We start from the raw sequence: 26351 nt of genomic DNA, 5'->3' as shown, positions 1-26351 counted from the left end.
CGCCCGGCGGGGTCGACCCGCCGGGCGGGCTCACCGGTAGACGTAGTCGAAGATCTGCTCCCAGCGCTCCAGCACCGCCTCCGGCGCGAACCGGGTGACGTCCTCGAGCCCCTGCTTGCCGAGCCGGTCGCGCAGGTCGCGGTCGCGGATCAGGCGCTCCAGCGCGGCGGTGAACTCGTGGGTGTTGCCCCGCGGCACCAGGAGACCGTTGCGCTCGTGGGTGAGGATCTCGCGCACGCCCGGCGCGCAGTCGAACGCGACGCTGGGCACGCCCATCGCCATCGCCTCCATCAGCGAGATCGGGAAGCCCTCGGCGCGCGAGGGGGCGACGAACACCGAGCCCTCGCGCAGCGCGCCCTCGACATCGGCGGTCTGCCCGGCGAACTCGACGGTGCCGGTCAGGCCGAGCGCCGCCGCCTGGGCGCGCAGCCGGCCCTCCTCGGGACCCGACCCGTACAGCCGCAGCCGCCACTCGGGATTGCGCCGGGCCACCTCGACCCACGCCTCCAGGAGCAGGTCGTAGCCCTTCTCGAAGGAGAGCCGACCCAGCCCCACCACCAGCGGATCGGCCCGCTCGGAGGACGTTTGCGGCCTGATCGGCAGCGGGTTCGGCAGCACGTCGACGTTGTTGAGCCCGTCCCGGCTCCACGCGTCCGCGTCCTCGACGGTGAGCAGCAGCAACCGGTCCACGTCGGCGAACCAGCGGCGCACCCGGCGCGCGCGCGAGGAGTTGGCGGACGCCTCGAACGACTCGTGGCTCATCCCGATCACCCGCAACCCGGAGGTGTCCGCGAGAGCGACCCACTCCATCGCCCAGACCTGCGGCGCGATCACGATCGCGCCCGGCCGGGCCGCGCGGAACAACGCGGTCAGCCGGTCGGCGGCCTGCCGCATCGACGCCTTGCGCAACATCTCGCGGCGTTGCGCGCCGACGTTGAGCCGATCCCGCACGGTGCGCGGACCCCAGGCCGACGGCGGGTGCACGCGGTGCAGCACGCTGGTGCGATACGGCAGATCACGGCCGTAGTCGTGCACGGTCTCCGGGTGCACCACGCCGATCAGGTGCACGGTGTGCCCGCTCGCCTGGAGCATCCCCGCCGTGTGGTGCGCCCAGCGCTGGAGCCCGCCGAGTTCCTCGATGTTGTTGCAGACGATGAAGATGTCGCGCGGTGTGCGCGTCACGATTGCCTCGCTCACTGCTGCCTCGCTCACTGCGCGCCCCCGGTCGGGAAGAAGCGGGCGACGATCTCCTTGGCGGCGGTGCCCCGGTCGTATTCGCCGTAGGACTTCACGAACGCCCGGCGCCGGTCCGCGTAGCGTTCGCGCATGCCCTCCACCTCGCGTATCGCCGCGAACAGCGCGTCCTGGTCGCCGGCGAGCGGCCCGGGCGCCTGCTCGGCGAGTTCGAAGTAGGCACCGCGCGACTGCCGGGTGTAGGCGTCGTAGTCGTAGGTGTAGAACACCATCGGCCGATCCAGCAGCGCGTAGTCGAACATCAGCGACGAGTAGTCGGTGATCAGCACGTCGGCCAGCCGCAACAGCGGCGTGACGTCGTGCGTGGTGGACGCGTCGCGCACGTCCGCCGCCAGCGACGGCGGCAGTTCCACCTCGTCCAGGTAGTGCGTACGCACCAGCAGCACGAACTCCTCGCCCAGCTCCGCGACCCAGCGCTCGAGATCGAACGGCATCTCGAAGTCCTCGTCCTCGCCGCGCGGCCGGAACGTCGGCGCGTACAGCACGATCCGGCGCGGATCGTCGACCAGGCCCAACTCGGCCCGCAGCGCCTCGACATCGGCGGTCCCGGCGTCCTTGTCGGCCAGCGCGTCGTTGCGCGGGTAGCCCACGCGCAGCGGCTCGGCGCGCAGCCGGTAGGCGGCCATCAGCGTGTCGACGTCGTGCTCGGAGCGGACCACGAAGTAGTCGAAGCGGTCCACGCCCTTTTGCAACCGGGCCTGGGCCGCGGCGTCGGACTGCTTGACCGAGGGCATGTCGAAGCCCATGCGCTTGAGCGCGGAGCCGTGCCAGGTCTGGATGTACGTGGTGCCGGGATTCTTCACCGCGTCACCCAGCACGCCCTGGTTGTCGATCCAGAACTCGGCCTGGGCGAGCGCCTTGTAGTGCGCCCACGAGCCGCGCTTGACCAGCGTGGCGTCCTTGGGGAAGCCCGCCCGGCTCTCCGCGTAGACCCACACCGCCTCGAACCTGGCACCGGAGCGCCGCAGTTCCTCGTGGATGTAGCGCGGGTTGTCGCTGTACTGCAGGCCGAGGTGGCTCTCGAAGACGACCAGACCCTTGCGCACCGGCAGCTTGGCCAGCGCGGTCCGGGCCAGTCGGAACGCCTCCCGCTTGCGCGCCCCGGTCCGGGTGATCTGCTTGCGGGCGGTGGCGACCAGCTTGTGACCGAACGGGCTGTCTGCGGTACGCAGCACCAACTCGCGGCCCTTGCGCGCGATCGCGCCCTCGTGCGTGATGGTGAAGGACAGGTGCCCCTTGTCCGTGATGAACGGGACCACGTGGTCGCCGACGGCCTTGCTCAGCCGGGGCCGGATCGGGATCCGCCGCGCGTCCTCGGGCAGCGAGGTGGCGAAGATACGACTCGTGGTCACCACGCCGTCGACCGTCAGGTCCATCCGCACGTCCCACACCGGGTCCAGCACCCCGACCGGGTGCAGTGTGCGGGTGAGGTCGACGGTGGTCTCCCACACCAGTCCCTCGGGCGTGTGCCGGATCGAGTCCACCGGGACGTGCACCGTGGTCATCGCGAGCTTCTTGCGCCGGGAGCGGAACTCCAGACGGGCGGAGAGCTTCGCGGTCGGCGCGATCCGGTCCAGCGGATTGACGATCAGCCCGGCGAGGCGGAGCGAGCCGCCGGAGGAGGAGTAGTGCGTCAGGTCGTTGCCCAGCCAGACCAGGTTCAGCGGCTTGGACCAGGTCACCAGGTCGGTGACGTCCAGGACCGCGCGACCGAGCTCGTCGTCCAGGTGCTCCGCGCACCAGTAGACCCGGCCGTCTTGCCGGTGCAGCGGCGCGCACACCTTGGTGCGGTTGAGCACCATGTCGATCGCGGTGAGCAGGTTCGGCCAGTCGTCGCGCAGCACCAGATACGCGGCCAGCGCCGGGATGTGCTTGGCCTGGCGGAACGCGCGCGGGTCCAGCGTGGCCAGGTACTCCTGGGCCATCGGGATGAACTCGCGACGGAATTCCTCGGTCCGGAACGGCAGGCCCCACAGGTAGAGCACCAGGTCGTGCTGGAGGAACTTGATGTCCTTCCGCAGCTTCAGCGCCCGGTGTTCCTCGCCGTGCAACTCCTCGTCGATCCGGCGGTGGATGGTCAGCCGGTCGGCGAAGTTGCGCAGCTCGCCGCGGCGGTTGGAGATCGAACGCACCTTCGCGTCCTCGACCACCCGCCACTGGTAGACGGTGTTGGGGATCAGCGTGATCCGGTTCGCCGCCAGGTAGGCACGGGCCGAGAACAGCAGGTCCTCGTAGTGCAGGCCCTCGGGGAAGCGCAGTTCGTGCTCGTCCAGGAAGGCACGCCGGTAGCACTTGTTGGTGGACAGCGTGTCGTAGAGCAACTCCGGGCGCTCGTCCAGCGACTCGAGCACCGCGCGTTCCGCGTACAGCTCCGGGTACCACGGGGTCTGCTTGCCCTTGCGGCTCTCGTGCACGCGCACGCACAGCCCGGAGATCAGGTCCGACCCGGTCTCCTCGGCGGCCACCAGCATGTTCTTGCACGCGTGCCGGTCCAGCGTGTCGTCGCTGTCCAGGAACATCACGAAGGTGCCCCGGGCCTGGTCGATGCCCTCGTTGCGGGGTCGGCTGCATCCGCCGCTGTTGTGCGGCAGCCGGATCGCTCGCACCTTGTCCGGGTGCTCGGCCGCGAACCGCTCCGCCACCGCGAAACTGTCGTCTGTACTGGCGTCGTCGACGATCAGGATCTCGAGGTTGTCCAGCGTCTGACGCAGCACCGAGTCCACCGCGCGCGGCAGTCGGGCCGCGTCGTTGTAGACGATCACGATCACGCTCACGTCGGGTGCGCGAGACACACTCATGCGGCCACCTCCGCGGGCGGGGTTCGGGAACGGTGCTTCGAGCTTAGTCAGGCTGCGGAGGGCCGGGCCAATCCCGGTCGCGGGACGCCACACGCCGGGCGGCGGCACATCCGCCGGGCATCGACGGGACGGACACGGGACGGACACCGCACGGACAATGGAGACGCGAACGCGGTGCGCGCGGTTCGGCCCGGCGGCCTCGCGAGGGCGGCCGGAAATCGGTTCTCACTCGCGGGTGGCGGACGACGGCGGATGATCCGTTAACCTGTCTCGTTGTTTCGGGGAACTCCCCACACCCTCCGCTCGATCGGCGTTGCTGCGGCGATTGCTCAAAGGAGTGATGGCGCCTGTCCACTGCCCTGGTCGTCACAGAGCCCACCTCCACCGGTTCGACGGCTCGGACGGATCGGCCGGATCCCGCCCCGCTGCTCGCCGAGCTGTCCGCGATCGACCGCCGGGTCCCCGAGATCGAGGTGGTCGCGGCGGACGCCCTCGCGAGCGCCCTGGCCGGCGGCGACTGTCGGGTGACCCTCGTCGACGCGCGCTTCGTCGGCCACCGGCATGCGCTGCGCCTGGTGATCGCCGACACGCGTTTCCCGGTCGCGCACGTGCCCGGCGTGCTCGCGCTCGAGGGCGAGGCGCGCGCCGAGGCGGCCCGGATCCTGGCCGCGCTCGACCGGCAGCCGGCGAACGTGTGCGTCCCCGACCTGCTGGCCGAACGATTGACCGAGGCCGGCATCGCGCCGCGCGAGGTCCCGCTGGGCGACCTGGTCGCCGAGGTCGCCCACGACGAGGCCGCGCGCACCCGGGCGCTGGCCGCGGTGGCGGCCGTGGACGACGAGCGGATCCGGCTGAACTCGGCGGTCAAGGCCCGGGACGGCTTCTTCACCACGTTCGCGGTGAGCACGTGGTCGCGCTATCTCGCGCGCTGGTGCGCCCGCCGGGGGCTGACCCCCAACCAGGTCACCGTCGCGTCGCTGTTCGTCGCACTGATGGCGGCGGCCGGGGCCGCGACCGGCACCCGCGCGGGATACATCGCCGCGGCGCTGGGCCTGTACTTCTCCTTCGTGCTGGACTGCACCGACGGCCAGCTCGCGCGCTACGCGGTGAGCTACTCGCGGATCGGCTCGTGGCTGGACGCTACCTTCGACCGGGCCAAGGAGTACGCGGTCTACGCGGGCCTCGCGCTCGGCGCGGCCCGGCACGACGACGACGTGTGGACCCTCGCGCTGGTCGCGATGGTGGTGATGACCACCCGGCACATCGTCGACTTCGCCTTCAACGAGACCCGACGCGGCATCGGCGGCGGAGACGACGACAGCGCCGACGGCGGTGCGGGCGCCAAGCTCTCCGGCAAGCTGAACTCGGTCGGCTGGACCGTGTGGGCCCGGCGGATGATCATCCTGCCGATCGGCGAGCGCTGGGCGCTGATCGCCGTGCTCACCGCCACCACCACGCCGCGGATCACCTTCGTCGTGCTGATCGTCGGCTGCGTGCTCGCCGCCTGCTACACCTCGCTGGGCCGGATCCTGCGCTCGCTGCCGCGCCGCGCCGCGTTCGTCCCGCAGGTGGGCGAACACCTCGCCGCACTCGCCGACAGCGGTCCGCTCGCCGAACTGGTGGGCCGGCTGCGGTTGCGCGTCCCGGCCCCCGCCGCCGCCCTGCTCGGCACCGCCGCACTGGTCGCGGTGCTGCTCGCGGGCGGCGCGGGCGAGTGGTGGGGCCTGGCCGGTGCCGGCGCCTACGCGCTGTGCGCCGGGATCGCGATCGGCCGGCCACTGGTGCGCCGGCTCGACTGGGTGGTGCCGCCGATCTTCCGGGCCGCCGAGTACGCCGCGATCACCATCCTCGCGGCCCGGGTGGTGCCCACCGCGGTGGCCGCCGCGTTCGGCTTGGTCGCGGCCACGGCCTACCATCACTACGACACGGTGTACCGCCTGCGCGGTGGCTACGGCGCCCCGCCCCGGGCGCTGGTGTGGCTGGTGCTCGGTCACGAGGGGCGGGTGCTCCTGGTGACCTTGCTGGCCGCACTGGGCTCGGGCACCCTGCGCACCGGCCTGATCGCGACGGCCGTCGTGCTCGCGGCGATCGTGCTCACCGAGAGTGTCGTGTTCTGGGTGCGCGGCGCGCGCCCCGACATCGACGACGTGACCCCGGTGGGACCGGCTCCCTCGGCCTCGACGCCGCCGTACCGCCCCCTGGAGGCCGCCGCCGCGGCGGCCTCCGATCGAACTGGAGACCTCTCATGATCGGCCTCGTTCTCGCCGCCGGCGCCGGCCGCCGGCTGCGCCCGCACACCGACACGCTGCCCAAGGCCCTGGTGCCGGTGGGCGCGCCCGGTGCGCCGGACAGCGAACGGTCGATCCTGGAGGTCACCCTCTCCCACTACGCCGCGGTCGGCCTGACCGAGGCCGCGATCGTGGTCGGCTACTGCGGCGACGCGATCCGCGACCGGCAGGGCCTGCTGGAGCGCCGCTACGGTCTGAAGCTGCACATGGTCGACAACGACAAGGCCGAGGAATGGAACAACGCCTACTCCCTGTGGTGCGCGCGCGACCATCTCGCGGACGGCGTGCTGCTGGCCAACGGCGACACGCTGCACCCGGTCTCGGTCCAGGAGACGATGCTGGCCGCGCGCGATACCTCCGGGGCCGACGCCAAGGGCATCATCCTGGCCCTGGACACCGCCAAGCCGCTCGCCGACGAGGAAATGAAGGTCACCCTCGGCGAGGACGGCCGGATGCGCCGGATCACCAAGCTGATGGACCCGGCCGAGGCGGCCGGCGAGTACATCGGCGTCACGCTGATCGAGGGCCACGCGGCGCCCGCGTTGATCGACGCGCTGCGCGCGACCTTCGAGCGCGACCCACAGCTCTACTACGAGGACGGCTACCAGGAACTGGTGAACCGGGGCGGTCGGGTCGACGTGCAGCCGATCAGCGCGTCGGACACCCGGGTGCCGTGGACCGAGATCGACACCACCGAGGACCTCATGGTCGCGCGGGAGATCGCGTGCCGGTACTGACCCGTCTGGTCCCCACCCCGCTCACCGTCGACATCCGCGCGGGTGCGGTCGACGACCTCGCGGGCATCCTGGCCGACCGCCGGGTCTCCACGTCGGGTCGGATAGCGGTCGTGGTCAGCGAGGGCTCCGGGGCCCGGCTGCGCGAGCGGTTCGCGCCGCACCTGCCCGGCGCCGAGTGGTACACCGTCGCCGGCGGCACACTGACCGCCGCCGTAGACCTCGCCGACCGCATGCGCGGCGGCGCCTACGACGCCGTGGTCGGTCTGGGCGGCGGCCGGGTCCTGGACGCGACCAAGTACGCCGCCGCGCGGGTGGGCCTGCCCATGGTCGCGGTCGCCACCAATCTCGCCCACGACGGCATCGCGTCGCCGGTGAGCATCCTGGACAACGACGCGGGGCGCGGCTCCTACGGCGTGCCCACACCGATCGCCCTGGTGGTGGACCTGGACCTGGTCCGCGCGGCGCCGCAGCGCTTCGTCCGCTCCGGCATCGGCGAATCCCTGTCCAATCTGTGCGCGGTGGCCGACTGGGAGCTGTCCCAGCGCGAGACCGGCGAGCCGGTGGACGGCCTCGCGGTCGCGCTGGCCCGCACCTCCGGCGACTCGATCCTGCACCGCCCCGGTGGCATCGAGGACGACGACTTCCTCGTGGCCCTGGCCGAGGGCCTCGTACTCTCCGGCATCGCGATGTCCGTCGCCGGCACCACCCGCCCCTGCAGCGGAGCCTGTCACGAGATCTCGCACGCCATCGACCTGCTCTACGGCGAGCGCGACGGCCACGACGGGCTGCATGGCGAACAGGTCGGCCTGGGCGCCGCGTTCGCCACCCACCTGCGTGGCGACACCGCACTGACGAAGCTCTTGACGAGCGCCCTTGATCGGCACAGGCTGCCGGTCGTGCCGGAGCATCTCGGCCTGACCATCGACGAATTCGTGGCGGCGGTGAGTCACGCGCCCCAGACCCGTCCGGGACGCTTCACCATCCTCGAACATCTCGACCTCGACAATGACGCCATCCGGGATTCGGTGACCGAATATGTCCACACCTACGGCGGCTGAGCTTCGCTCGGTCGTACACCCCGAGGGCCTGCTCGATCGGCGCAGTGGCGAACACTGGGCCGGACGCATCTACATGCGGCAGATCTCCCTCCAGGTCACCCGACGCATCGTCGGGACCCGGGTGACGCCCAACGGCCTCACCTACATGATGATCCTCGCGGGCATCGCCGCCGGCGCCGCGCTGATCCTGCCCGGGATCGCGGGGCCGCTCGCGGCGCTGCTCCTGGTGCAGCTCTACCTGCTGCTCGACTGCGTCGACGGCGAGGTGGCGCGCTGGCGGCGGCAGACCTCGGTCACCGGCGTCTACCTCGACCGGGTCGGCCACTACCTCTCCGAGGCCGCGCTGCTCTCCGGCGCGGGCCTGCATGCCGCGGGTGTCCTGGACGGCGGCGGCTTCAACGGCTACGCGACGCTGGGCGTGGTCGCCGCGCTGGGCGCGATCCTGATCAAGTCGGAGACCGACCTGGTCGACGGCGCGCGGGCGAAGAGCGGCCTGCCGCCGGTCCAGGACGCCGCCGCCGTGCCGCGTTCCTCGGGCGCCGCGTCGGCGCGCAAGATCGTCGCCTCGCTCAAGTTCCACCGCCTGGTCGGCGCCGTCGAGGCGTCGATCTTCCTGCTCCTGGCGGGTGTACTCGACCTGGTGGCCGACGACGGCGGCCTGCTGTACAGCAGGATCGCGGTGAGCGCGCTCGCCGCCATCGCGCTCCTGCAGACCGTGCTGCACCTGGTCAGCGTGCTGATGTCGAGCAGGCTCCGGTGACCGCCGAGGCTGCCGAGGGGCAGCGCGCGGGCGAGGCGAAGGCACAGGCGATCGCGCTCGGCGCGGTGGTGCTGACCATGGGCGACCGCCCGGACGAGCTGAACCGGCTGCTGCGTTCGGTGGCCGATCAGCACGGCGAGCCGATGACGGTGGTCGTGGTGGCCAACGGCGGCCCGCTGCCGGAGCTGCCCGAGGGCGTGGTGGGCATCACCCTGCCGGAGAACGTGGGCATCCCGGCCGGCCGCAACGTGGGTACCGCCGGCCTGCCCGACGACGTCGACGTGGTGCTCTTCCTCGACGACGACGGCCGACTCGCCGGCACCGACGCCGGCCGACTGCTGCGCGAGGCGTTCGCGGCGAACCCGCGCCTGGGCATCGTCAGCTTCCGGATCGTGGATCCGGAGAGCGGCGAGACCCAGCGCCGGCACGTGCCCCGGATCCGGGTCGGCGACCCGCTGCGCTCGGGCCCGGTGACCACCTTCCTCGGCGGCGCCAGCGCGGTGCGCGCGGCGGTGCTGCGCGAGGTCGGCGGGCTGCCCGACGACTTCTTCTACGCGCACGAGGAGACCGACCTGGCCTGGCGCGCGCTCGACGCCGGCTGGGAGATCGACTACCGCGCGGACATCGTGCTGGAACACCCCAAGACCAGCCCGGCCCGGCACGCGGCGTTCTTCCGGATGAACGCGCGCAACCGCGTCTACCTGGCCCGGCGCAACCTGCCGTGGCCGATCGTGCCCGCCTATCTGGGCACGTGGGTCGTCCTGACCGCCGCCCGCCGGCCGTCCAAGGAGAACGCCCAAGCCTGGCTGGCCGGCTTCCGCGAGGGGTGGAAGACCCCGAGTGGCCCGCGCAAGCCGATGTCCTGGCGCACGGTCTGGCGGATGACCAGGCTCGGCCGTCCGCCGGTCATCTGACAGGCTGGAATCCCCGTACCGTTTCGATTTCGACCCGACGCAGACGAAAGTGTCAACGTGGCCAACAGCGCGCAGGCCGACACCCTGAGCCCACAGGGGACGTCGGCGCCCCCCGGTTCCACCGAACCCCTGGCGGACCTCGCCGCCCGCTACAAGCTGACGGTCAGCGGGGCCCGTCCCGGACTGCTCTCCTACACCAGGCAGCTCTGGGCCCGACGCCACTTCATCGTGGCCTTCGCCAACGCCAAGACCCGGGCGACGTACAGCACCGCCAAGCTCGGCCAGGTCTGGCAGGTACTCACACCGCTGATGAACGCGGCCGTGTACTACCTGATCTTCGGCTACCTGGTGCAGACCAAGGACGGCATCGACAACTACGTCGCCTTCCTGGTCACCGGCGTCTTCGTGTTCACCTTCACGCAGAGCGCCGTGCTCGCGGGCAGTCGGGCGATCAGCGATCAGCTCAACCTGATCCGCGCGCTGCACTTCCCACGGGCGTGCCTGCCGATCTCCTTCACGATCGTGCAGCTCCAGCAACTGATGTTCTCGATGGTCGTGCTGTGCGCGATCGTGCTGGGCACCGGTGAGCCGCTCACCCTGAAGTGGCTGCTCGTGCTGCCCGCGCTGGTGCTGCAGTTCGTCTTCAACGTCGGCCTGAGCCTGGTCCTGGCCCGGATCGGCGCGGTGCTGGTGGACATCAAGCAGCTTCTGCCGTTCCTGCTGCGCACCTGGCTGTACCTCAGCGGCGTCTTCTACAGCCTGGACTCCTACACCGACAAGGCGCCCGCCTGGGTGGCCCGCGTGCTGGAGGCGAACCCGGGAGCGGTCTACATCGAGGTGATCCGCGACTCGCTCATCGAAAGCCACCAGACGCTCCCGCTGCACGTGTGGGGCTACGCGGTGGGCTGGGCGCTGGTGATGGGCATCGGTGGTTACGTGTACTTCTGGAAGGCGGAAGAGAGGTACGGCCGTGGCTGAGCAGCCCGCGATCATGAGTTGGGCCGAGGCCGGCGCGAATTCCGAGGTCGAGGTGCCCGAGCAGAACGCCCCGCAGCCCGCGCAGCCGCAGGAGGAGATCCCGCCGACCGTCGTGGTCGACGACGTGCACCTGATCTACCGCGTGCACGGCGCCTCCTCGGGCAAGGGCAGCGCCACGTCCGCGCTGTCCCGGCTCGCGCTGCGCAAGAAGGCGGCGGGCATCACCGAGGTACACGCCGTGCGCGGCGTCAGCTTCGTCGCCTACAAGGGCCAGGCGATCGGCCTGATCGGGCGCAACGGTTCGGGCAAGAGCACGCTGCTGAGGTGCATCGCCGGCCTGCTGCCGCCCACCACCGGCAAGATCTACAGCGACGGCCAGCCGTCCCTGCTGGGCGTCAACGCCGCGATGATGAACGACCTCACCGGCGAGCGGAACATCATCCTGGGCTGCCTGGCGATGGGCATGACCCAGCGCGAGGCCGAGGCCAACTACGACCAGATCGCCTCGTTCTCCGGGCTGAACAACTACAACGGCAAGGACTTCACCAAGCTGCCGATGCGGACCTACTCGTCCGGCATGGCGGCCCGCCTGCGCTTTTCCATCGCGGCCGCACGCACACACGACGTGCTGATGATCGACGAGGCGCTGGCCACCGGCGACCGCGAGTTCCAGCTCAAGAGCGAGGCCCGGATCCGCGAGCTGCGCAAGGAGGCCGGCACGGTCTTCCTGGTCAGCCACAGCATGAAGTCGATCCGGGACACCTGCGACCGGGCGATCTGGCTCGACCAGGGCGTGATCAAGATGGATGGTCCGATGGAGGAAGTCGTCAACGCGTACGAGGGCAAGTAGCGGCGACACCACTCCGACGGTTCCGTCCGCTGCTGCGACGGCACCGACGGCACCAACAGCACCAACAGCACCACGCGAAGGGGTTCACCGGTGTCCTTGCAGGTCCTGGCGGAGAGTACGGACGACAACCTCGACATCGAGGTCCTGCGGGACGTCAACGGACTCACCGAGCACACCTCATGGGCGCACGGGGGCATGGAGTTCATGGGCGAGTACGGCATGTTCGCCGTACTCGCCGTACTGGGCCTGCTCGCGTGGTGGCGGGCCCGCGCCCGCCCCGACCACATAGCGGCCGTGGCCGGCCTGGTGTGGGCCCCGCTGGCGGCCCTGGTCGCGGAACTGGCCAACGCGCCGCTGCGCGACTGGGTCGATCGACCGCGTCCGTTCCTCAGCCACGAGGGGCTGCACGTGCTGGTCGAGGGCAAGACCGACCCGTCCTTCGCCTCCGACCACGCGCTGACCACGATGGCGCTGGCGGTCGGGATCCTGCTGGTGGACCGGCGACTGGGGATCCTGGCGGTGCTCGCGGCGGTGTTCACCGGCTTCTCCCGGCTGTACGTGGGCGTGCACTACCCGACGGACGTGCTCGCCGGGTTCGCGCTCGGCGCGCTGGTCGCACTGGTCGGGTCGATGGTCGTGGGACGGGTCCTGGAACCGGTGGTGCGGCAGGTGGAACGCGGCCCGCTGCGGGTGCTGGTGACGGACCGAGCACGCCCGGCCGGCTGACGGCGACGCGGCCGAGGGGGGCGGACACACGATGGGAACGGATACCGATGGCGGCCGCGACGCGGGACGCCTGGGCGAGCGGCTGAGCCTGCGTGAACAGGTCGCGCGCGCGGTCCGGGCGGCGCTGGTGGCGGGCCGGATGCAGCCGGGGGTGGTCTACTCCGCGCCGGCCCTGGCCACCCGCTTCGGGGTGTCCGCGACCCCGGTCCGCGAGGCGCTGCTCGACCTGGCCAAGGACGGCCTGGTCGAGCCGGTCCGCAACAAGGGCTTCCGGGTTCGCGCCGTGTCCGCGGCCGACCTGCGGGACATCCACGACCTGCGCGAACTCCTGGAGATACCCACGATCGGGCGGCTCGCCCGGGACGGCATCGCGGACGCGCTGCCGGCCCTGCGCGCACTGGTGGACGAACTCGCCGACGCGATCGACCGCGCCGACGTGCTCGACTACGTGGACGCCGACGACCGCTTCCACGCCCACCTGCTCGGCCTGGCCGGCAACGCGCGCCTGGTCCGGATGGTCGGCGAACTGCGGGCCCAGGCCCGGCTGTACGGCCCGCGTCCGCTGACCGAGCCGGCCGACCGGAGCCTGATCGCGGCCGAACACCACCGGCTGCTCGACCTGATCGAGGCACGCGATCCGGCCGGCGCCGAGGAACTGACCCGCCGGCACCTGGAGTGGTCGCGCACACCGAACCCGGCCCCGGTCCCGGACCCGGCGCTCGTGGACCCGAGGTCCCCCGAACGGCCGTAACCCGGCGCCGCCTCGCTCGTTGTCCCGTCGAGCCGCCGCCGCGTGGCCGGCCGTCACGCGAGGATTCAGAGCATCCGGGAGAACCCACATGTTGGTCCGCACCGTGCTCACGAGTGCCTGCTGCGCCCTCGTCCTGGCCGGGGTCACCGGCTGTCAGGGTGACGACGTGCAGCCCCAGGGAGCGCGGGTCGAGGGCGGCGGCGGGGCCGCGAGCGGCCCGTCCGAGGCGGTGCTGGCCGTCCGCAAGGCGGCGGACGTCACCACTGGCGCGAAGAGTTCGCGCACCCGAACCACGATGACCATGCAGAACAACGACCGGGTGGTCAAGCTCACCGGTCAGGGCATGTTCGACTATGTCCGGCACATCGGCACCCTCACCGTGGACGCGCCCAAGGACTCCGGCATCGCCGGTCCGCTCCAGGAGATCCTCACCCCCGAGGCGCTCTACATGAAGAACGGGTCGCCGGGCATCCCGAAGGACAAGTGGGTGCGACTGGCGATCGACGGGCTGGCCGACGGCAACCTGGTCAGCGGCGGCGCGACCGACCCCGGGACGTCCTTCGAGATACTGCGCGGGGTCAACGACGACGTCGTGCTCGTGGGCACCGAGAAGATGGGCGCGGACACCGTGCGGCACTATCGGGGCACGCTGGACATCCGCAAGGCGCACGACCTGACCGCGCCGGAGGTGCGCGGGCCGCTGGCCGCGGCGCTGAAGACCTTCGACGGCGCGCCGATCCCGTTCGACGCCTACCTCGACGACGCGGGCCGGTTGCGCCGGGTCGACGAGTCGTTCGCGTTCGTGATGGGCCCGGAGGAGGGCAAGGCGGCACCGCCGACCGCGAAGGTGCACTCCTCGGCCGAGTTGTACGACTTCGGGGTCGTGGTCGACGTCAAGCCGCCCGAGGCCAAGGACCTGTACGTCGCGCCGACCCCGCCGGGAACACCCGCCAAGCGCGGCTGAGTCACTCCCGCGGAGTCGTTCCGGGCGGTCCCCATATGACCCAGGCGTGCCATGTCCGCGCCGCGGACCCGCCCCTACGCTGGATGGGCCGAGGCCCGTCCGGGGTGCGCACGAGGAGGTGATGTGGGTGTCACGGTTCTCCGATCGCGGTGTGCACGACCACGTCGTCCTCGACGAGATCGAACTCTACGGCGACCTGATGATCGCGGCGTCGGCGAGCGAGGGTCCGCTGACGCAGGCTCAGATCGACGCCGTGCTCGGGCTGGTCGGCGGCTGGGGGACGGCGACCCACACCCGGGCCGGCCCCCGTCGCCGCGGCCTCAGGAGCGCACCAGGCGTGCGATCGCCTGGGACGCCTCCTTGACCTTTTCGTCCGCTTCCGGTCCGCCCTTTTCCACCGCGTTCGCGACGCAGTGGCCCAGATGCTCCTCCAGCAGACTCAGCGCGAACGACTGGAGTGCCTTGGTCGCCGCCGAGACCTGCGTCAGGATGTCGATGCAGTACTCGTCCTCGGAGACCATCCGCTGCAACCCGCGGATCTGTCCCTCGACCCGGCGCAGTCGCTTGAGGTGCTCGTCCTTGCGCCCGCTGTAGCCGTGCCCGTGCCCCGATGCGCCGTGCGTCGCCGCCATCTCCGGTGCCTGCGGATCCTGTTCCACCGTCGTCTCCCGTATCTCTGTGGCCGTTCCCCACGTGTCCATGGCCCGATCGGGTGACCGTCCACGTTCCAAATTTACCCCCGGGGGGTATATCCGGCAAGCATTCGATCACGCACCGACGGCGCCGCCCGCACCCGTCGACCCGATCCGCCGGCGGTCATGCCGAATCGCCGATTCCGGTTCGTGTGATGTGGGCGACATGGATCGAGCGTAGGCCGCTCTGTCCTTCGAGGGGTGCCCGGACCCATACTCTGGCCGTGTGACGGGCGCCATGGGCGGCGGAACGGGCGGTTCCGCATGCCCGTTCGTCGCTCTGCGCGCGCGTCGCATTACCGCCGGGTACGGTCGGGGTCCGCGTCGGCTCCCCGGTTTGTGTGCGGCACTGCCGGAGCGCCTAGCATCGACGCCGACCACTTTCATTATCCCGGAGACCTCCAGTGCGATTGCGTCTGACCCCCAGGGAGACGAGCTTCTACGACATGTTCGCCGCAGCGGCGAGCAACCTGGTCACCGCATCCAAGCTCCTCACGGAGTTGCTCGGCGCAGAGGTCTCCGCTCGTCCGGAGATCGCCGAACGGATGCGCGCGGCCGAGCATGCCGGTGACGACACCACGCATGCGATCATGCGCCAGCTCAACGCCTCCTTCATCACGCCGTTCGACCGCGAGGACATCTACGCCCTCGCGTCGCAACTCGACGACGTCATGGACTACATGGAAGAGGCCGTCGACCTGGTCGTGCTGTACCAGCTCGACGAACTCCCCCCGCAGGTCGCGGACCAGATCGAGGTGCTGGTGCGGGCCTCGGAGCTGACCGCCGAGGCGATGCCCCGGCTGCGCACGATGAAGGACCTGACCGAGTACTGGATCGAGATCAACCGGCTCGAGAACCAGGCCGACCAGATCCACCGCAAGCTCTTGGCGCACCTGTTCAGCGGTGCGTACGACGCGCTGACGGTGCTCAAGCTCAAGGGCATCGTCGACGTGCTCGAAGAGGCCGCGGACGGGTTCGAGCACGTGGCGAACACGGTCGAGACGATCGCCGTCAAGGAGTCCTGACCCAGTGGAACTCACTGGTCTGATCATCGTCATCGGCGTCGCGCTCTTCTTCACCTACACCAACGGCTTCCACGACTCGGCCAACGCCATCGCGACCTCGGTGTCCACCCGGGCACTGACTCCGCGCGCGGCACTGGCCATGGCAGCGGTGATGAACCTCGCGGGAGCCTTCCTCGGCGAAGGCGTCGCCAAGACCGTCAGCGAGGGGCTGATCGCCACCCCCGAAGGTGACCAGGGTCTGATCATCCTGTTCGCGGCGCTGGTCGGCGCGATCTTCTGGAATCTGCTGACCTGGTACTTCGGACTGCCCTCGTCCTCGTCGCACGCGTTGTTCGGCGGCCTGGTCGGCGCCGCGCTCGCGGGTTCCAGCACCGTCTACTGGAGCGGGGTGATCGACAAAGTCGTCATCCCGATGTTCCTGTCGCCGGTGGTCGGCCTGGTCGCCGGCTACCTGGTGATGGTCGGGATCATCTGGCTGTTCCGGAAGTCCAACCCGCACAAGGCCAAGCGCGGGTTCCGGCTGGCGCAGACCGTCTCGGCCGCCGGCATGGCGCTCGGGCACGGCATCCAGGACGCCCAGAAGACGATGGGCATCGTGGTGATGGCGCTGGTGATCAGCGGTCATCAACAGGGCGACAGCATCCCGGTGTGGGTCAAGCTCGCCTGCGCCGTCACGCTCTCGCTGGGCACCTACGCGGGCGGGTGGCGGATCATGCGCACGCTCGGCCGCAAGATCATCGAGCTGGACCCGCCGCAGGGCTTCGCGGCCGAGACCACGGCCGCCTCGATCCTGTACACCACGGCGTACGTCTTCAAGGCGCCGATCTCCACCACGCACATCATCACCTCGGCGATCATGGGCGTGGGCGCGACCAGGCGGGTCAAGGCGGTGCGCTGGGGCGTCGCCAAGAACATCCTGATCGGCTGGTTCACCACGATGCCGGCCGCCGGCCTGGTCGCGGCCTGCGTGTACTGGATCACCTACCTGATCGTGGGCTGATCCGCGGACCGTGTGCCGCGTACGCGATGCAGGACGTACGGGGTAACCGGCCCGCGGGCGACATATCGAACGAGAGGGTCCACACCCGTCCCGGTGTGGGCCCTCTCGCATGTCCATCCCGACGTCCGTCGACGCTTCGACCGTCAGCCGAACCGGCCGGCGATGTAGTCCGCCGTGGATTCCTGGGTCGGCGCGGAGAAGATCGTCTCGGTGTCGCCGATCTCCACCAGGCGACCGGGCTGACCCGGGCCGGCGAGGTTGAAGAACGCGGTCTTGTCCGAGACGCGCGCGGCCTGCTGCATGTTGTGGGTCACGATGACGATCGTGTACCGCTCCTTGAGCAGCGCGATCAGGTCCTCGATCGCGAGCGTGGAGATCGGGTCGAGCGCCGAGCACGGCTCGTCCATCAGCAACACCTGTGGCTCGACCGCGATCGCGCGGGCGATGCACAGTCGCTGCTGCTGACCGCCGGACAGGCCCGCGCCGGGCTTGTTCAGCCGGTCCTTGACCTCGGTCCACAGGTTCGCGCCGCGCAGCGAGCGCTCGACGATCGCGTCCAGGTCGCCCTTGCGCTTGATGCCCGCGAGCTTGAGCCCGGCCGCGACGTTGTCGTAGATCGACATGGTCGGGAAGGGGTTGGGCCGCTGGAACACCATGCCGACCGTGCGGCGCACCGCGACCGGGTCGATCTCGCTGCCGTACAGGTCCTGCCCGTCCAGCGCGACCGAGCCGTCCACGGAGGCGCCCGGGATCAGCTCGTGCATGCGGTTGAGGGTGCGGATGAAGGTGGACTTGCCGCAGCCGGAGGGACCGATGAAGGCCGTGACCGAACGCGGCTCCATGGTCATCGAGATGTCCTCGACGGCCTTGTGCGAGCCGTAGTAGGCGTTGAGTCCGGAAACTTCGATGCGCTTGGTCATTCCTGCCTCGGAATCGGTGCGGTTGTCGGTGCCGCGGTCGGCCGGTCGGGTCGTCAAGGACTTCATCGGCTCCCCTTCGGGGCCTTCCAGCGGGCGATCAACCGCGCCGCCAGGTTCAGGATCATGACGATCAGGATCAGCGTCAGTGCGGCGGCCCAGGCCCGCTCCTCGGCGAACTGGTTGCCCGCGTGGTTCTGGTCGAAGACGTACAGCGGCAGCGCCGACTGCCAGCCCGAGAACGGGTCGGTGTTGATCGACTGGGTGAGTCCGACCAGCAGCAGCAGCGGCGCGGTCTCGCCGATGACCCGGGCGATCGAGAGCATGACACCGGTGACGATGCCGCCGAACGCGGTGGGCAGCACGACCTTGAGCACGGTGCGCCACTTCGGGATGCCCAGCGCCAGGCTGGCCTCGCGCAATTCGTTCGGGACCAGCTTGAGCATCTCCTCGGCGGAGCGCACCACCGTCGGCAACATCAGGATCATCAGCGCCAGCGACCCGGCGAAGCCGGACGCCTCGAAGCCCAGCATCATGATCCAGAAGGCGTAGATGAACAGACCCGCGACGATCGAGGGCAGCCCGGTCATCACGTCCACGAAGAACGTCACCGTCTTGGCCAGCCGGCCGCGCCCGTACTCGACCAGGTAGATCGCGGTGAGCAGCCCGATCGGGACCGCGATCAAGGTGGCCAGGCCGACCTGCTCCAGGGTGCCGACGATCGCGTGGTAGACGCCGCCGGTGTCGTCCCGGGCGCCCACGCCGCGCATCGAGTGGGTCAGGAAGTAAGGGGTCAGCTTGTCCCAGCCGCGCTGGATCGTGTAGCCGAGCAGGGAGATCAGGGGCAGTACGGCGAGCACGAACGCGGTGGAGATCAGGCTCGTGGCGAACCGGTCCCGGGCCCGACGGCTGTCCTCGTAGCGCCAGGAGACGGCGGAGAGGGCGACGATGAAGGCCACGCCCGCGAGGAAGACCGCGAGGGCCCAGTTGTCCAGGACCAGCTTCAGCACGACCGTCAGCGCCACGCCGCCGCCCGCGATCGCCCACGGCACCGAGCGCGGGAGGGTCCGGCGGGTCAGCGAGGCCGCGCGCGGATCCGGCAGACCACCGGCCCTCTCCACCGCGTCCGAACCGATGCCCGGGCGCTTGTCGCCCGTGTCGAGGACGGTCATGAGTTCGCTCCAGAGAACGCCTTGCGCCGGTTGATGACGACGCGCGCGGCGCCGTTGACGAGCAGCGTCATGACGAACAGGACCAGGCCCGAGGCGATCAACGCACCGCGACCGATGTCGTTGGACTCACCGAACTGGTTCGCGATGTTCGCCGCGATCGTGTTGTTGCCCGGGTCCAGGATGTGCACCGAGACCACGAAGCTGGGGGAGAGCACCATCGCCACCGCGATGGTCTCGCCGACCGCCCGGCCCAGGCCGAGCATCGAGGCGCTGATGATGCCGGGCTTGCCGTAGGGCAGTACCGCGACCCGGATCATCTCCCAGCGGGTCGCGCCGAGCGCGAGCGCGGCCTCCTCGTGGGCGCGGGGCACCTGGAGGAAGACCTCTCGGGTGACCGCCGCGATGATCGGCAGGATCATGATCGAGAGCACGATGCCGACGGTGAACAGTGTGCGGGCGGTGACGCCCGCCTGCTCCTTGTCGAACAGCGGGATCCAGCCGAGGTAGTCGGACAGCCACGCGTGCAGGCCGAGCAGCTTGGGGGCCAGGAAGATGTAGCCCCACAGGCCGTAGACCACGCTGGGCACGGCGGCCAGCAGGTCGACGATGTAACCGAGTGTCTGGGCGATCCGCCGGGGAGCGTAGTGCGTGATGAACAGCGCCACCCCCACCGCGACCGGCACCGCGATGACCATCGCGATGGTGGCGCTGACAACCGTGCCGAACACGAGGGTGACGACGCCGAAGGCGGGCTTCGCCGCGTTCGGGTCCCAACCCTGGTCGGTCAGGAAGCTGCCCTGGTTCTTCGACAGCGCGTCCGTCGCCTTGACCACGAGGAATATCGCGATCGCGGCCATGATGGCGAGCAGGCTGATGCCGGCGCCGCGGGCGGCACCGGAGAAGATCCGGTCGCCCGGCCGAACCTTGGTGCGCTTGGCCGCGGGGGCCTTGCGCTCGGGTTCCGCCGGTGCGGTGGGGGTGGTGGTGGACATCTCTCTCCGTACGAGTCGGTCGCTCAGCGGGCTCGGACTAGGACAGACCGGCCACGGCGGCGCGGACCTTGTCCGCGATCGTCGTCGGGAGCGGCGCGTAGCCGATGCCCGCGAGGACCTTCTGGCCTTCGGCGCTGGAGGTGTAGGTGAGGAAGGACTTGAGCAGCGGCAGCTTGTCCGCCGGGGTGCCCTTCTCGCAGACGATCTCGTAGGTGACCAGGATGATCGGGTAGGCGCCCTCGGCCTTGGTCGCGTAGTCCACGGTCAGCTTCAGGTCGTTGCCCTGACCGGCGATCTTCGCGGCCTCGACGGCCTTGCCCGCGGCCTCGGGGGTGAGCTTGACCGGAGCCGACGCGCCCGTGTTGATCTGCGCGATGCCCAGGCCGGAGTTCTCCGCGAAGGACTGCTCCATGTAGCTGATGCCGCCCTGCGTCTGCTTGACGATCGACGCGACACCCTCGCTGCCCTTGGCGCCCTGGCCGCCCGGGGCCTTCCAGTCCTGCGCGGCGTCGAAGGTCCAGTCGGCGGGGGCCGCGGCCTTGAGGTACTTGGTGAAGTTCTCGGTGGTGCCGGACGCCTCGGACCGGTGCACGGTCTGGATCGGGGTCGACGGCAGCTGCGCGTTCGGGTTCAGCGCCTTGATCTCGGCGGCGTCCCACTTGGTGATCTTGCCGTTGAAGATGCCCGCGATCGTCTTCGCGTCCAGGACCAGGTCCTTGACGCCGGAGACGTTGTACGCCACCGCGATCGGGCCGGTCACCATCGGCAGGTTGATCGCCTGGCCGGGAGCGCACGCGGCGCCGGCCTTGGCGACCTCTTCCGGCTTGAGCGCCGAGTCGGAGCCGGCGAAGGTGACCTGCTTGTCGAAGAACGACTGGCGGCCGGCGCCCGAGCCCGAGCCCGCGTAGTCGATCGAGGCGCCCGAGCACTTGGCCTGGTAGGCCTTGATCCACTCGTCCAGCGCGTTCTTCTGGGCGCTGGAGCCGGCGCCGGCGAGCTTGCCCGTGCCGCAGTCACCCTTGGGCGCCTCTGCGCCGGGAGCCGAGGCCGCCTTCGTCGACGACTTGTTGTCGTCCCCCGAGCTGTTGTCGTCGGAGCCGCACGCGGCCAGCGTGAGCGCGCCGGCGAGTGCCAGGCCGGTGAAGCCGATACCGCGACGGACACTGCGGGGCCGAATGGTCACGGCGCTCCCTTTCGATCGAACTCGACTCGTGGTGCGACGACCCGAACGGTCGCCGTCATCCATGAAGTTAGGCCGTGAGAATGAAGCGATCCGCCGCGCAAAGTGAACCGAGGGTGAACTCGAACGGTCGAGTCAGATAAGCCGACCGCTGGATGAATTGTCCGCTCATGTAGCCATTTACCGCCCGTGAACTGGCCCTTTGTCGCGCACGCCGAATCACGTTCACCCGCTGTTCAGATGCACGCCGGGTGACGTTCCGTGAACCGTGATCACGACTTGACCGAGTGCTCAGCTCCCCGTCGGGTAGGGGGCGTACCGGCCCATGGCCACCACGCGGCCCGCCCACGCGTGCAACACGGCGAATTCCCCGGGCAGCAGGGGCTCGGCGGCCAGCCGCGCGGCGGTCATCCCGGGAGCGCCGCCGGGCAGGTCCGGAACCGGCGCGCACAGCAGCGTGGGCCGGCCGCCGCGCAGCGCGTCGGCCACCGAGCACGCGGTAGAGCGCATCCGAGCGCCCACCGCCGCGACATACGGCGCCACCGTCGCCACCGCGGCCGGCGTCGTGGCGCCGTGCACCTCGACCGGACCGAACGCGGCGAGCATCGGCACCAGGTCCCGCGCGTACGCCGGACCCGCGCGCAGCACCAGCACCGGGACCGTCGCGGGCGGCGGTCCGGTGCGAAACGCGTCGGTCAGCGACGCGGTGTAGTCCGGGGTCCCGGTCAACGTCGCGGCCTCCTCCGGCGGGCCCCACCACATCCGGTCCACCTCCGGATTGGGGGCGAACTCGCCGGCGACCGCCTCGGCGACCCAGTAGCGGTTGATCTTGAGGCGATCGCGCGAGTGCATCGGATAGCTGAGCACGCCCAACTCCCGTCCCAGGATCGCCCGGTAACCGGTCTCCTCGGCGATCTCGCGCACGGCGGCCACCACCGCGGGCTCGCCGGACTCCAGCTTGCCCTTCGGGAAGGACCAGTCGTCGTAGCGCGGTCGATGCACCAGCCCGACCTCCACGCCGTCCCCGGACCGGCGCCACAACACCCCGCCCGCGGCGAGCACCGGGTCGCGCCCGGTGTGCGCGACCCGAGCGGGGTCATCCATCGAGCCACGCCCGCACGTCCGGCGTGCAGGCCCTGGGCCACACGCGCGTGAACGCGTACCGCCGAGCGGTGGCGACCTGCCGCTCGTGCGCGTACAACTCGCCCAACACGAAGGCGGCCGGCCCGCCGACCCGGGGCCCGGCGGCGAGCTCGGCGATCGCGTCGGCGGCGATGGTCGCGTCCTGGTGCACGCCGAGCACCTCGGTCACCGCCTTGAGCCGCCGGGCCAGTCGGGCTGCCGGCGGCCCGAACGCGGGTACGCACATGTCGGCCGCGTAGCGGGCCCGCTTGGCCAGGATCCGCACCCGGTGCCAGGCCTCGTCGTCGGTGCCCGCGTACGGGGTGAACCCGGCGTGGTCCGGCGGATAGGGCACCCCGGCCGCCTCCAGCGGCAGTGCCCCTGCGGCGCGGTCGAGCCGGCGCAGCGTGCGGGCGACCAGTTTGGGTACGACCTCGGCGCCCGGGGCCGCGGCGCGCTCGGTGAAGGTCAGGCCCAGGGCCGGTTCGACCAGGTCCGCGGACAGCGTGGTGAACACCCCCGAGCCGAGCGCGTCCAGCGCGCGGGCCCGGCCGGCGCCCTGATCGCCGCGCAGCCGGCGGGTGAGGATCGCCCGGGCCCTGGCCGTGCCGGGCCGCTCGGGCAGCGCGTCCAGGTCGGCCGACAGGCGTTCGAGGAGCACCTCCGCGTCGCGCTCGCCCGCCAGCGCGTCCGCGGCGTCGCGCAGCCGGGTGCGCAGCAGCGCGGCCGGCTCCGGCGCCAGGAGCGGTCCGCACGTGGCCAGCGCGCTGCGGATGCGCCGGGCGGCCACCCGCGCGTTGTGTGCGGCCTCCTCCTCGCCCGCGCTCAACCGGGGCAACTCGTCGATGAACGCCCCGGCCTCCCCGACCAGATGCGCGAGCAGGATCGCGCCGGCCGAGGTGTCCTCGGCCGCCGCGCGCTGCCGAGGGATGGTCGTCGCCTGCTTACTCCGGGCCACGTCTGCGCCTCCGGGTCTCGATGAGGTGCTCCTGCACGTCACGAAGCCGGGTCCCGTCGGCGGCGGTCGCGTGCCGGGTCCAGACGCCGTCCCGGTCCAGATGCCAGGACGCGGTCGCCGGGCTCATCCCCAGGTCCATGAAGGACGTCATCTCGTCGCGGTGTCGATCGCCGCGCAGCCGCACCGCGGCCTCGACCCTGCGGTCCAGGTTGCGGTGCATCAGGTCGGCACTGCCGATCCACACCTCCGGTTCGCCGCCGCCGGCGAACACCCATACCCTCGAGTGTTCCAAAAATCGCCCGAGAATACTGCGCACCCGGATGGTCTCGGACAGTCCGGGAACACCCGGGCGCAGCGCGCAGATGCCGCGGATCCACAGATCGACCGGGACCCCGGCCTGCGAGGCGCGGTACAGCGCGTCGATCACCAGTTCGTCGACCAGCGAGTTCGACTTGAGCCGCACGTACGCCGGCAGCCCCTGCTCGTGGTTGTCCACCTCGCGCTCGATCCGCTCGACCAGCCCGTTGCGCAGCGAGTGCGGGGCGACCAGCAACCGCCGAAACGATTGCGCGCGCGAGTAGCCGGAGAGCCGGTTGAACAGGTTCGACATGTCCTCGCCGACCTGCGGGTCGGCGGTCAGCAGGCCCAGGTCCTCGTAGAGCCGGGCCGTCTTGGGGTTGTAGTTGCCGGTTCCGATGTGGCAGTAGCGGCGCAGCGTGTCGCCCTCCTGGCGGACCACCAGGCTCAGCTTGGAGTGCGTCTTGAGCCCCACCACGCCGTGCACGACATGGCAGCCGGCCTGCTCCAGCTTGCGCGCCCAGGTGATGTTGGCGTGCTCGTCGAAGCGGGCCTTGAGCTCGACCAGGACCAGTACCTGCTTGCCGGACTCGGCGGCGTCCACCAGCGCGTCCACGATCGGCGAGTCGCCGGAGGTGCGGTACAACGTCTGCTTGATCGCGAGCACGTGCGGGTCGGAGGCGGCCTGCTCGAGGAAGGCCTGCACCGAGGTCGCGAACGAGTCGTAGGGGTGGTGCACCAGGACGTCGCGCTTGCGCATCGCGGCGAACACGTCGGCGGCCTGCGCGGTCTCCACCTCGGCCAGGTCGCGGTGGGTGCCGGCGACGTACCGGCCGAACTTGAGCTCGGGCCGGTCCAGGTCGGCGATCGCGTGCAGCCCGGTCAGGTCGAGCGGACCGGGCAGCGGGTAGACCTCCTTCTCACCCACGCCCAGCTCGCGTACCAGCAGGTCGAGTACGTGCGGGTCGATGTTCTCCTCGACCTCGAGTCGGACCGGCGGCCCGAACCGGCGGCGCATCAACTCCCGCTCGAGCGCCTGGAGCAGGTTCTCCGCGTCGTCCTCCTCGACCTCCAGGTCCTCGTTGCGGGTGACCCGGAACGCGTGGTGGCCCAGCACGTCCATGCCCGGGAACAGGTCGCCGAGGAATTCGGCGATCACCTCCTCGAGCGGCACGAAGCGGGCCGGCGAGGTCTCCACGAAGCGCGGCAGCAGCGGCGGCACCTTGACCCGGGCGAAGTGCTCGTTGCCCGAGCGCGGGTTGCGCACGATCACGGCCAGGTTCAGCGACAGGCCGGAGATGTACGGGAACGGGTGCGCCGGGTCCACCGCCAAGGGGGTCAGGACCGGGAAGACCCGCTCGCGAAAGAGCGCGTACAACGACTGCCGCTCGCCGTCGGTCAGGTCGTCGAAGTGCAGCAACTGGATGTCGGCCTCGCCGAGCGCGGGCAGCACGTCGTGGTGGAAGCACGTGGAGTGCCGGGCCATCAGCGCACGGCTGCGCGACCAGATGTTCTCCAGCACCTCGCGCGGCTGGAGCCCGCTGGCCGCGCGCACCGCCAGGCCGGTGGCGATCCGGCGCTTGAGGCCGGCCACCCGGACCATGAAGAACTCGTCGAGGTTGGAGGCGAAGATGGCCAGAAACCGCGCCCGCTCCAGCAGCGGCGTGCTCGGGTCCTCGGCCAGTTCGAGGACCCGCTCGTTGAACGCCAGCCAACTGCCCTCGCGGTCCAGGAACCGGTCCGGCGGCAGGTCGGCCTCCACTCGCGGCGCCGCCGCGGTGACCGTGGCCGTGGCGCCTGCCTTCGCCGGGGGCACGGCCACGGCCAGGTGTCGGGAGGATCGCGCGGCGGGAGTTTCGGCGTTCATCAGACCATTGTCTTTTCGCGACGGTCTATGTGCACCTGTGCGACCCCGACCCGAAACAGATGTTCGCCAGGTTTCACACGGTGTTCAGCGTCGGTACATCACATCGACGGTATGCACGCGAAAGCCCAAACGGGTGTACACCTTGACCGCCGCCTCGTTGTCCGCGTCCACATAAAGCAGTATTTCGGCAAGCGGACGACCGTCGACGGTGTGCTGGGCCAGGTGCCGCAGACCCACCGAGGTCAGCAGCGCGCCCAGCCCGCGGCCCTGGGCCGCCGGGTCGACACCGACCACGTACACCTCGCCCAGCGGGCCCGAGTCCGCGGTCGCGGGGTGCGTCTTGGTCCAGTGGAAACCGAGCAGTTCGCCGCTGTTCGTGTCCTCGGCGAGGAAGAAGCCGGCCGGGTCGAACCACGGCTCGGCGAACCGCCGGCGCAGGTCGTCCGCGGTCCACGCGCCCTGCTCGGGGTGGTGTGCGAAGGCCTTGGCGTTGAGCGCCAGCCAGGCCCGGTCGTCGGTGCCGGGGGTAAAGGCGCGCAGCCGCACGTCGGCGGGCACGTCCAGGTCGGGCACCGCGGTACCGGCCGCGCGACGCATCTGCCACAGCTCACGGAACGCGGTGAAGCCGAGTGCCGCGGCCAGCCGCTCGGCCGCGGGCAGCTTGCCGTGCGCCCACACCCGCAGCCTGCCGTCCCCGTCGATGTGGGCGGCCTCGGTCACCAGCGCTTCCAGCAGCGCCCGGCCCAGGCCCCCGCCGCGCGCGTGCGGTGCGACGAACAACTCGGCGGACGGACCGTCCACGGGGTCCGAGCCGTCCAGGTGCGCGAAGCCGACGATCGTGTCGCCGTGGTGGGCGAGCACCTCGCGCGCCGCCGGCGCGCCGTGCCGCAACTCCAGCCGGGACTGTTCGGACAGCGGCGAGGCACCGTCGACGCCGGCCGCCGTCTCCGCCAGGGCCAGTACGGCTTCGGCGTCCTGCGCCGAGGCCCGATTCACCGTCTCGATCGACACATCCGCGAGGTCCATGGCCTTTACGGTACTGAGCGCCGCC

At 70.8% G+C, this 26351-nt stretch carries 23 protein-coding genes; 12 read left to right on the top strand and 11 right to left on the bottom strand.

Going from position 1 to position 26351, the window contains the following annotated elements; all coding sequences use genetic code 11:
* Nucleotides 1-30 precede the first annotated feature (30 nt).
* Both ACIBSV_RS19185 and ACIBSV_RS19180 read right to left on the bottom strand, forming a co-directional pair.
* Nucleotides 31-1197 carry a glycosyltransferase gene (locus ACIBSV_RS19185; protein ID WP_395864433.1) on the bottom strand — a complete coding sequence of 389 codons (1167 nt, stop codon included), beginning with the start codon at nt 1195-1197 and terminating at the stop codon, nt 31-33.
* Between the two features lie 11 nt (nt 1198-1208).
* Nucleotides 1209-4052 (bottom strand): CDP-glycerol glycerophosphotransferase family protein, encoded by a 2844-nt coding sequence (locus ACIBSV_RS19180; protein ID WP_395864431.1) that lies wholly within the window; start codon nt 4050-4052, stop codon nt 1209-1211.
* Between the two features lie 473 nt (nt 4053-4525).
* On the opposite strand from ACIBSV_RS19180, the gene ACIBSV_RS19175 reads away from it, so the two are divergent.
* From ACIBSV_RS19175 to ACIBSV_RS19130, 10 genes are all read left to right on the top strand, one after another.
* Nucleotides 4526-6301 carry a DUF5941 domain-containing protein gene (locus ACIBSV_RS19175; RefSeq protein WP_395864429.1) on the top strand — a complete coding sequence of 592 codons (1776 nt, stop codon included), beginning with the start codon at nt 4526-4528 and terminating at the stop codon, nt 6299-6301.
* Nucleotides 6298-7077, top strand: coding sequence for an NTP transferase domain-containing protein (locus tag ACIBSV_RS19170; protein WP_395864427.1), 780 nt, complete (start codon nt 6298-6300; stop codon nt 7075-7077). The genes ACIBSV_RS19175 and ACIBSV_RS19170 overlap by 4 nt, the downstream gene beginning before the upstream one ends.
* Nucleotides 7065-8135, top strand: a complete 1071-nt coding sequence (locus ACIBSV_RS19165) for an iron-containing alcohol dehydrogenase family protein (protein ID WP_395864425.1) — start codon at nt 7065-7067, stop codon at nt 8133-8135. Before ACIBSV_RS19170 ends, ACIBSV_RS19165 begins: the two co-directional genes overlap by 13 nt.
* Nucleotides 8113-8895 carry a CDP-alcohol phosphatidyltransferase family protein gene (locus ACIBSV_RS19160; protein WP_395864423.1) on the top strand — a complete coding sequence of 261 codons (783 nt, stop codon included), beginning with the start codon at nt 8113-8115 and terminating at the stop codon, nt 8893-8895. Before ACIBSV_RS19165 ends, ACIBSV_RS19160 begins: the two co-directional genes overlap by 23 nt.
* A gap of 77 nt (nt 8896-8972) precedes the next feature.
* On the top strand, nt 8973-9809 hold the full coding sequence (locus ACIBSV_RS19155; RefSeq protein ID WP_395864723.1) for a glycosyltransferase family 2 protein: 837 nt from the start codon (nt 8973-8975) through the stop codon (nt 9807-9809).
* A 57-nt stretch (nt 9810-9866) separates the two neighbouring features.
* Entirely contained in the window at nt 9867-10787 is a 921-nt protein-coding gene (locus tag ACIBSV_RS19150; RefSeq protein ID WP_395864422.1) for an ABC transporter permease, read from the top strand.
* Between the two features lie 13 nt (nt 10788-10800).
* The gene (locus ACIBSV_RS19145; RefSeq protein WP_395864721.1) at nt 10801-11637 is read left to right on the top strand and encodes an ABC transporter ATP-binding protein; all 837 of its coding nucleotides are present in this window, start codon (nt 10801-10803) and stop codon (nt 11635-11637) included.
* 90 nt (nt 11638-11727) lie between these two features.
* Nucleotides 11728-12363 carry a phosphatase PAP2 family protein gene (locus tag ACIBSV_RS19140; RefSeq protein ID WP_395864420.1) on the top strand — a complete coding sequence of 212 codons (636 nt, stop codon included), beginning with the start codon at nt 11728-11730 and terminating at the stop codon, nt 12361-12363.
* Nucleotides 12364-12394: 31 nt separating this feature from the next.
* Nucleotides 12395-13114 carry a GntR family transcriptional regulator gene (locus ACIBSV_RS19135; RefSeq protein ID WP_395864418.1) on the top strand — a complete coding sequence of 240 codons (720 nt, stop codon included), beginning with the start codon at nt 12395-12397 and terminating at the stop codon, nt 13112-13114.
* 88 nt (nt 13115-13202) lie between these two features.
* The gene (locus tag ACIBSV_RS19130; protein ID WP_395864416.1) at nt 13203-14078 is read left to right on the top strand and encodes a hypothetical protein; all 876 of its coding nucleotides are present in this window, start codon (nt 13203-13205) and stop codon (nt 14076-14078) included.
* Between the two features lie 320 nt (nt 14079-14398).
* Here ACIBSV_RS19130 and ACIBSV_RS19125 read toward each other — a convergent pair whose 3' ends face one another.
* On the bottom strand, nt 14399-14779 hold the full coding sequence (locus ACIBSV_RS19125; protein ID WP_395864414.1) for a metal-sensitive transcriptional regulator: 381 nt from the start codon (nt 14777-14779) through the stop codon (nt 14399-14401).
* 395 nt (nt 14780-15174) lie between these two features.
* Between ACIBSV_RS19125 and ACIBSV_RS19120 the strand changes: the two genes are divergently transcribed.
* Nucleotides 15175-15795 (top strand): DUF47 domain-containing protein, encoded by a 621-nt coding sequence (locus ACIBSV_RS19120; protein ID WP_020552276.1) that lies wholly within the window; start codon nt 15175-15177, stop codon nt 15793-15795.
* 4 nt (nt 15796-15799) lie between these two features.
* Nucleotides 15800-16795 (top strand): anion permease, encoded by a 996-nt coding sequence (locus tag ACIBSV_RS19115; protein WP_395864412.1) that lies wholly within the window; start codon nt 15800-15802, stop codon nt 16793-16795.
* 143 nt (nt 16796-16938) lie between these two features.
* Here the strand turns inward: ACIBSV_RS19115 and pstB are convergent, their stop codons facing one another.
* The 8 genes from pstB to mshD form a co-directional block, all read right to left on the bottom strand.
* Complete coding sequence (gene pstB / locus ACIBSV_RS19110; RefSeq protein WP_395864719.1) at nt 16939-17715, bottom strand: phosphate ABC transporter ATP-binding protein PstB; 777 nt, start codon at nt 17713-17715, stop codon at nt 16939-16941.
* 62 nt (nt 17716-17777) lie between these two features.
* The gene (gene pstA, locus ACIBSV_RS19105; protein ID WP_395864410.1) at nt 17778-18884 is read right to left on the bottom strand and encodes a phosphate ABC transporter permease PstA; all 1107 of its coding nucleotides are present in this window, start codon (nt 18882-18884) and stop codon (nt 17778-17780) included.
* Nucleotides 18881-19876 (bottom strand): phosphate ABC transporter permease subunit PstC, encoded by a 996-nt coding sequence (pstC, locus tag ACIBSV_RS19100; protein WP_395864409.1) that lies wholly within the window; start codon nt 19874-19876, stop codon nt 18881-18883. The genes pstA and pstC overlap by 4 nt, the downstream gene beginning before the upstream one ends.
* A 37-nt stretch (nt 19877-19913) precedes the next feature.
* A complete protein-coding gene (pstS, locus tag ACIBSV_RS19095; protein ID WP_395864407.1) occupies nt 19914-21059 on the bottom strand; it encodes a phosphate ABC transporter substrate-binding protein PstS in 1146 nt (381 codons plus the stop codon).
* A gap of 288 nt (nt 21060-21347) precedes the next feature.
* Entirely contained in the window at nt 21348-22160 is an 813-nt protein-coding gene (locus ACIBSV_RS19090; protein ID WP_395864405.1) for an NUDIX hydrolase, read from the bottom strand.
* Nucleotides 22153-23136: a CHAD domain-containing protein gene (locus ACIBSV_RS19085; protein ID WP_395864403.1), complete on the bottom strand. Its 984-nt coding sequence runs from the start codon at nt 23134-23136 to the stop codon at nt 22153-22155. Before ACIBSV_RS19085 ends, ACIBSV_RS19090 begins: the two co-directional genes overlap by 8 nt.
* Nucleotides 23123-25300, bottom strand: coding sequence for an RNA degradosome polyphosphate kinase (locus ACIBSV_RS19080; RefSeq protein WP_395864401.1), 2178 nt, complete (start codon nt 25298-25300; stop codon nt 23123-23125). Before ACIBSV_RS19080 ends, ACIBSV_RS19085 begins: the two co-directional genes overlap by 14 nt.
* 84 nt (nt 25301-25384) lie before the next feature.
* Nucleotides 25385-26326, bottom strand: coding sequence for a mycothiol synthase (gene mshD / locus ACIBSV_RS19075; RefSeq protein ID WP_395864399.1), 942 nt, complete (start codon nt 26324-26326; stop codon nt 25385-25387).
* Between the last annotated feature and the right edge of the window lie 25 nt (nt 26327-26351).

The sequence above is a fragment of the Embleya sp. NPDC050154 genome (genome assembly GCF_044460165.1).
GTDB lineage: Bacteria > Actinomycetota > Actinomycetes > Streptomycetales > Streptomycetaceae > Embleya.
This window is presented reverse-complemented; position numbering and strand designations above follow the sequence as displayed.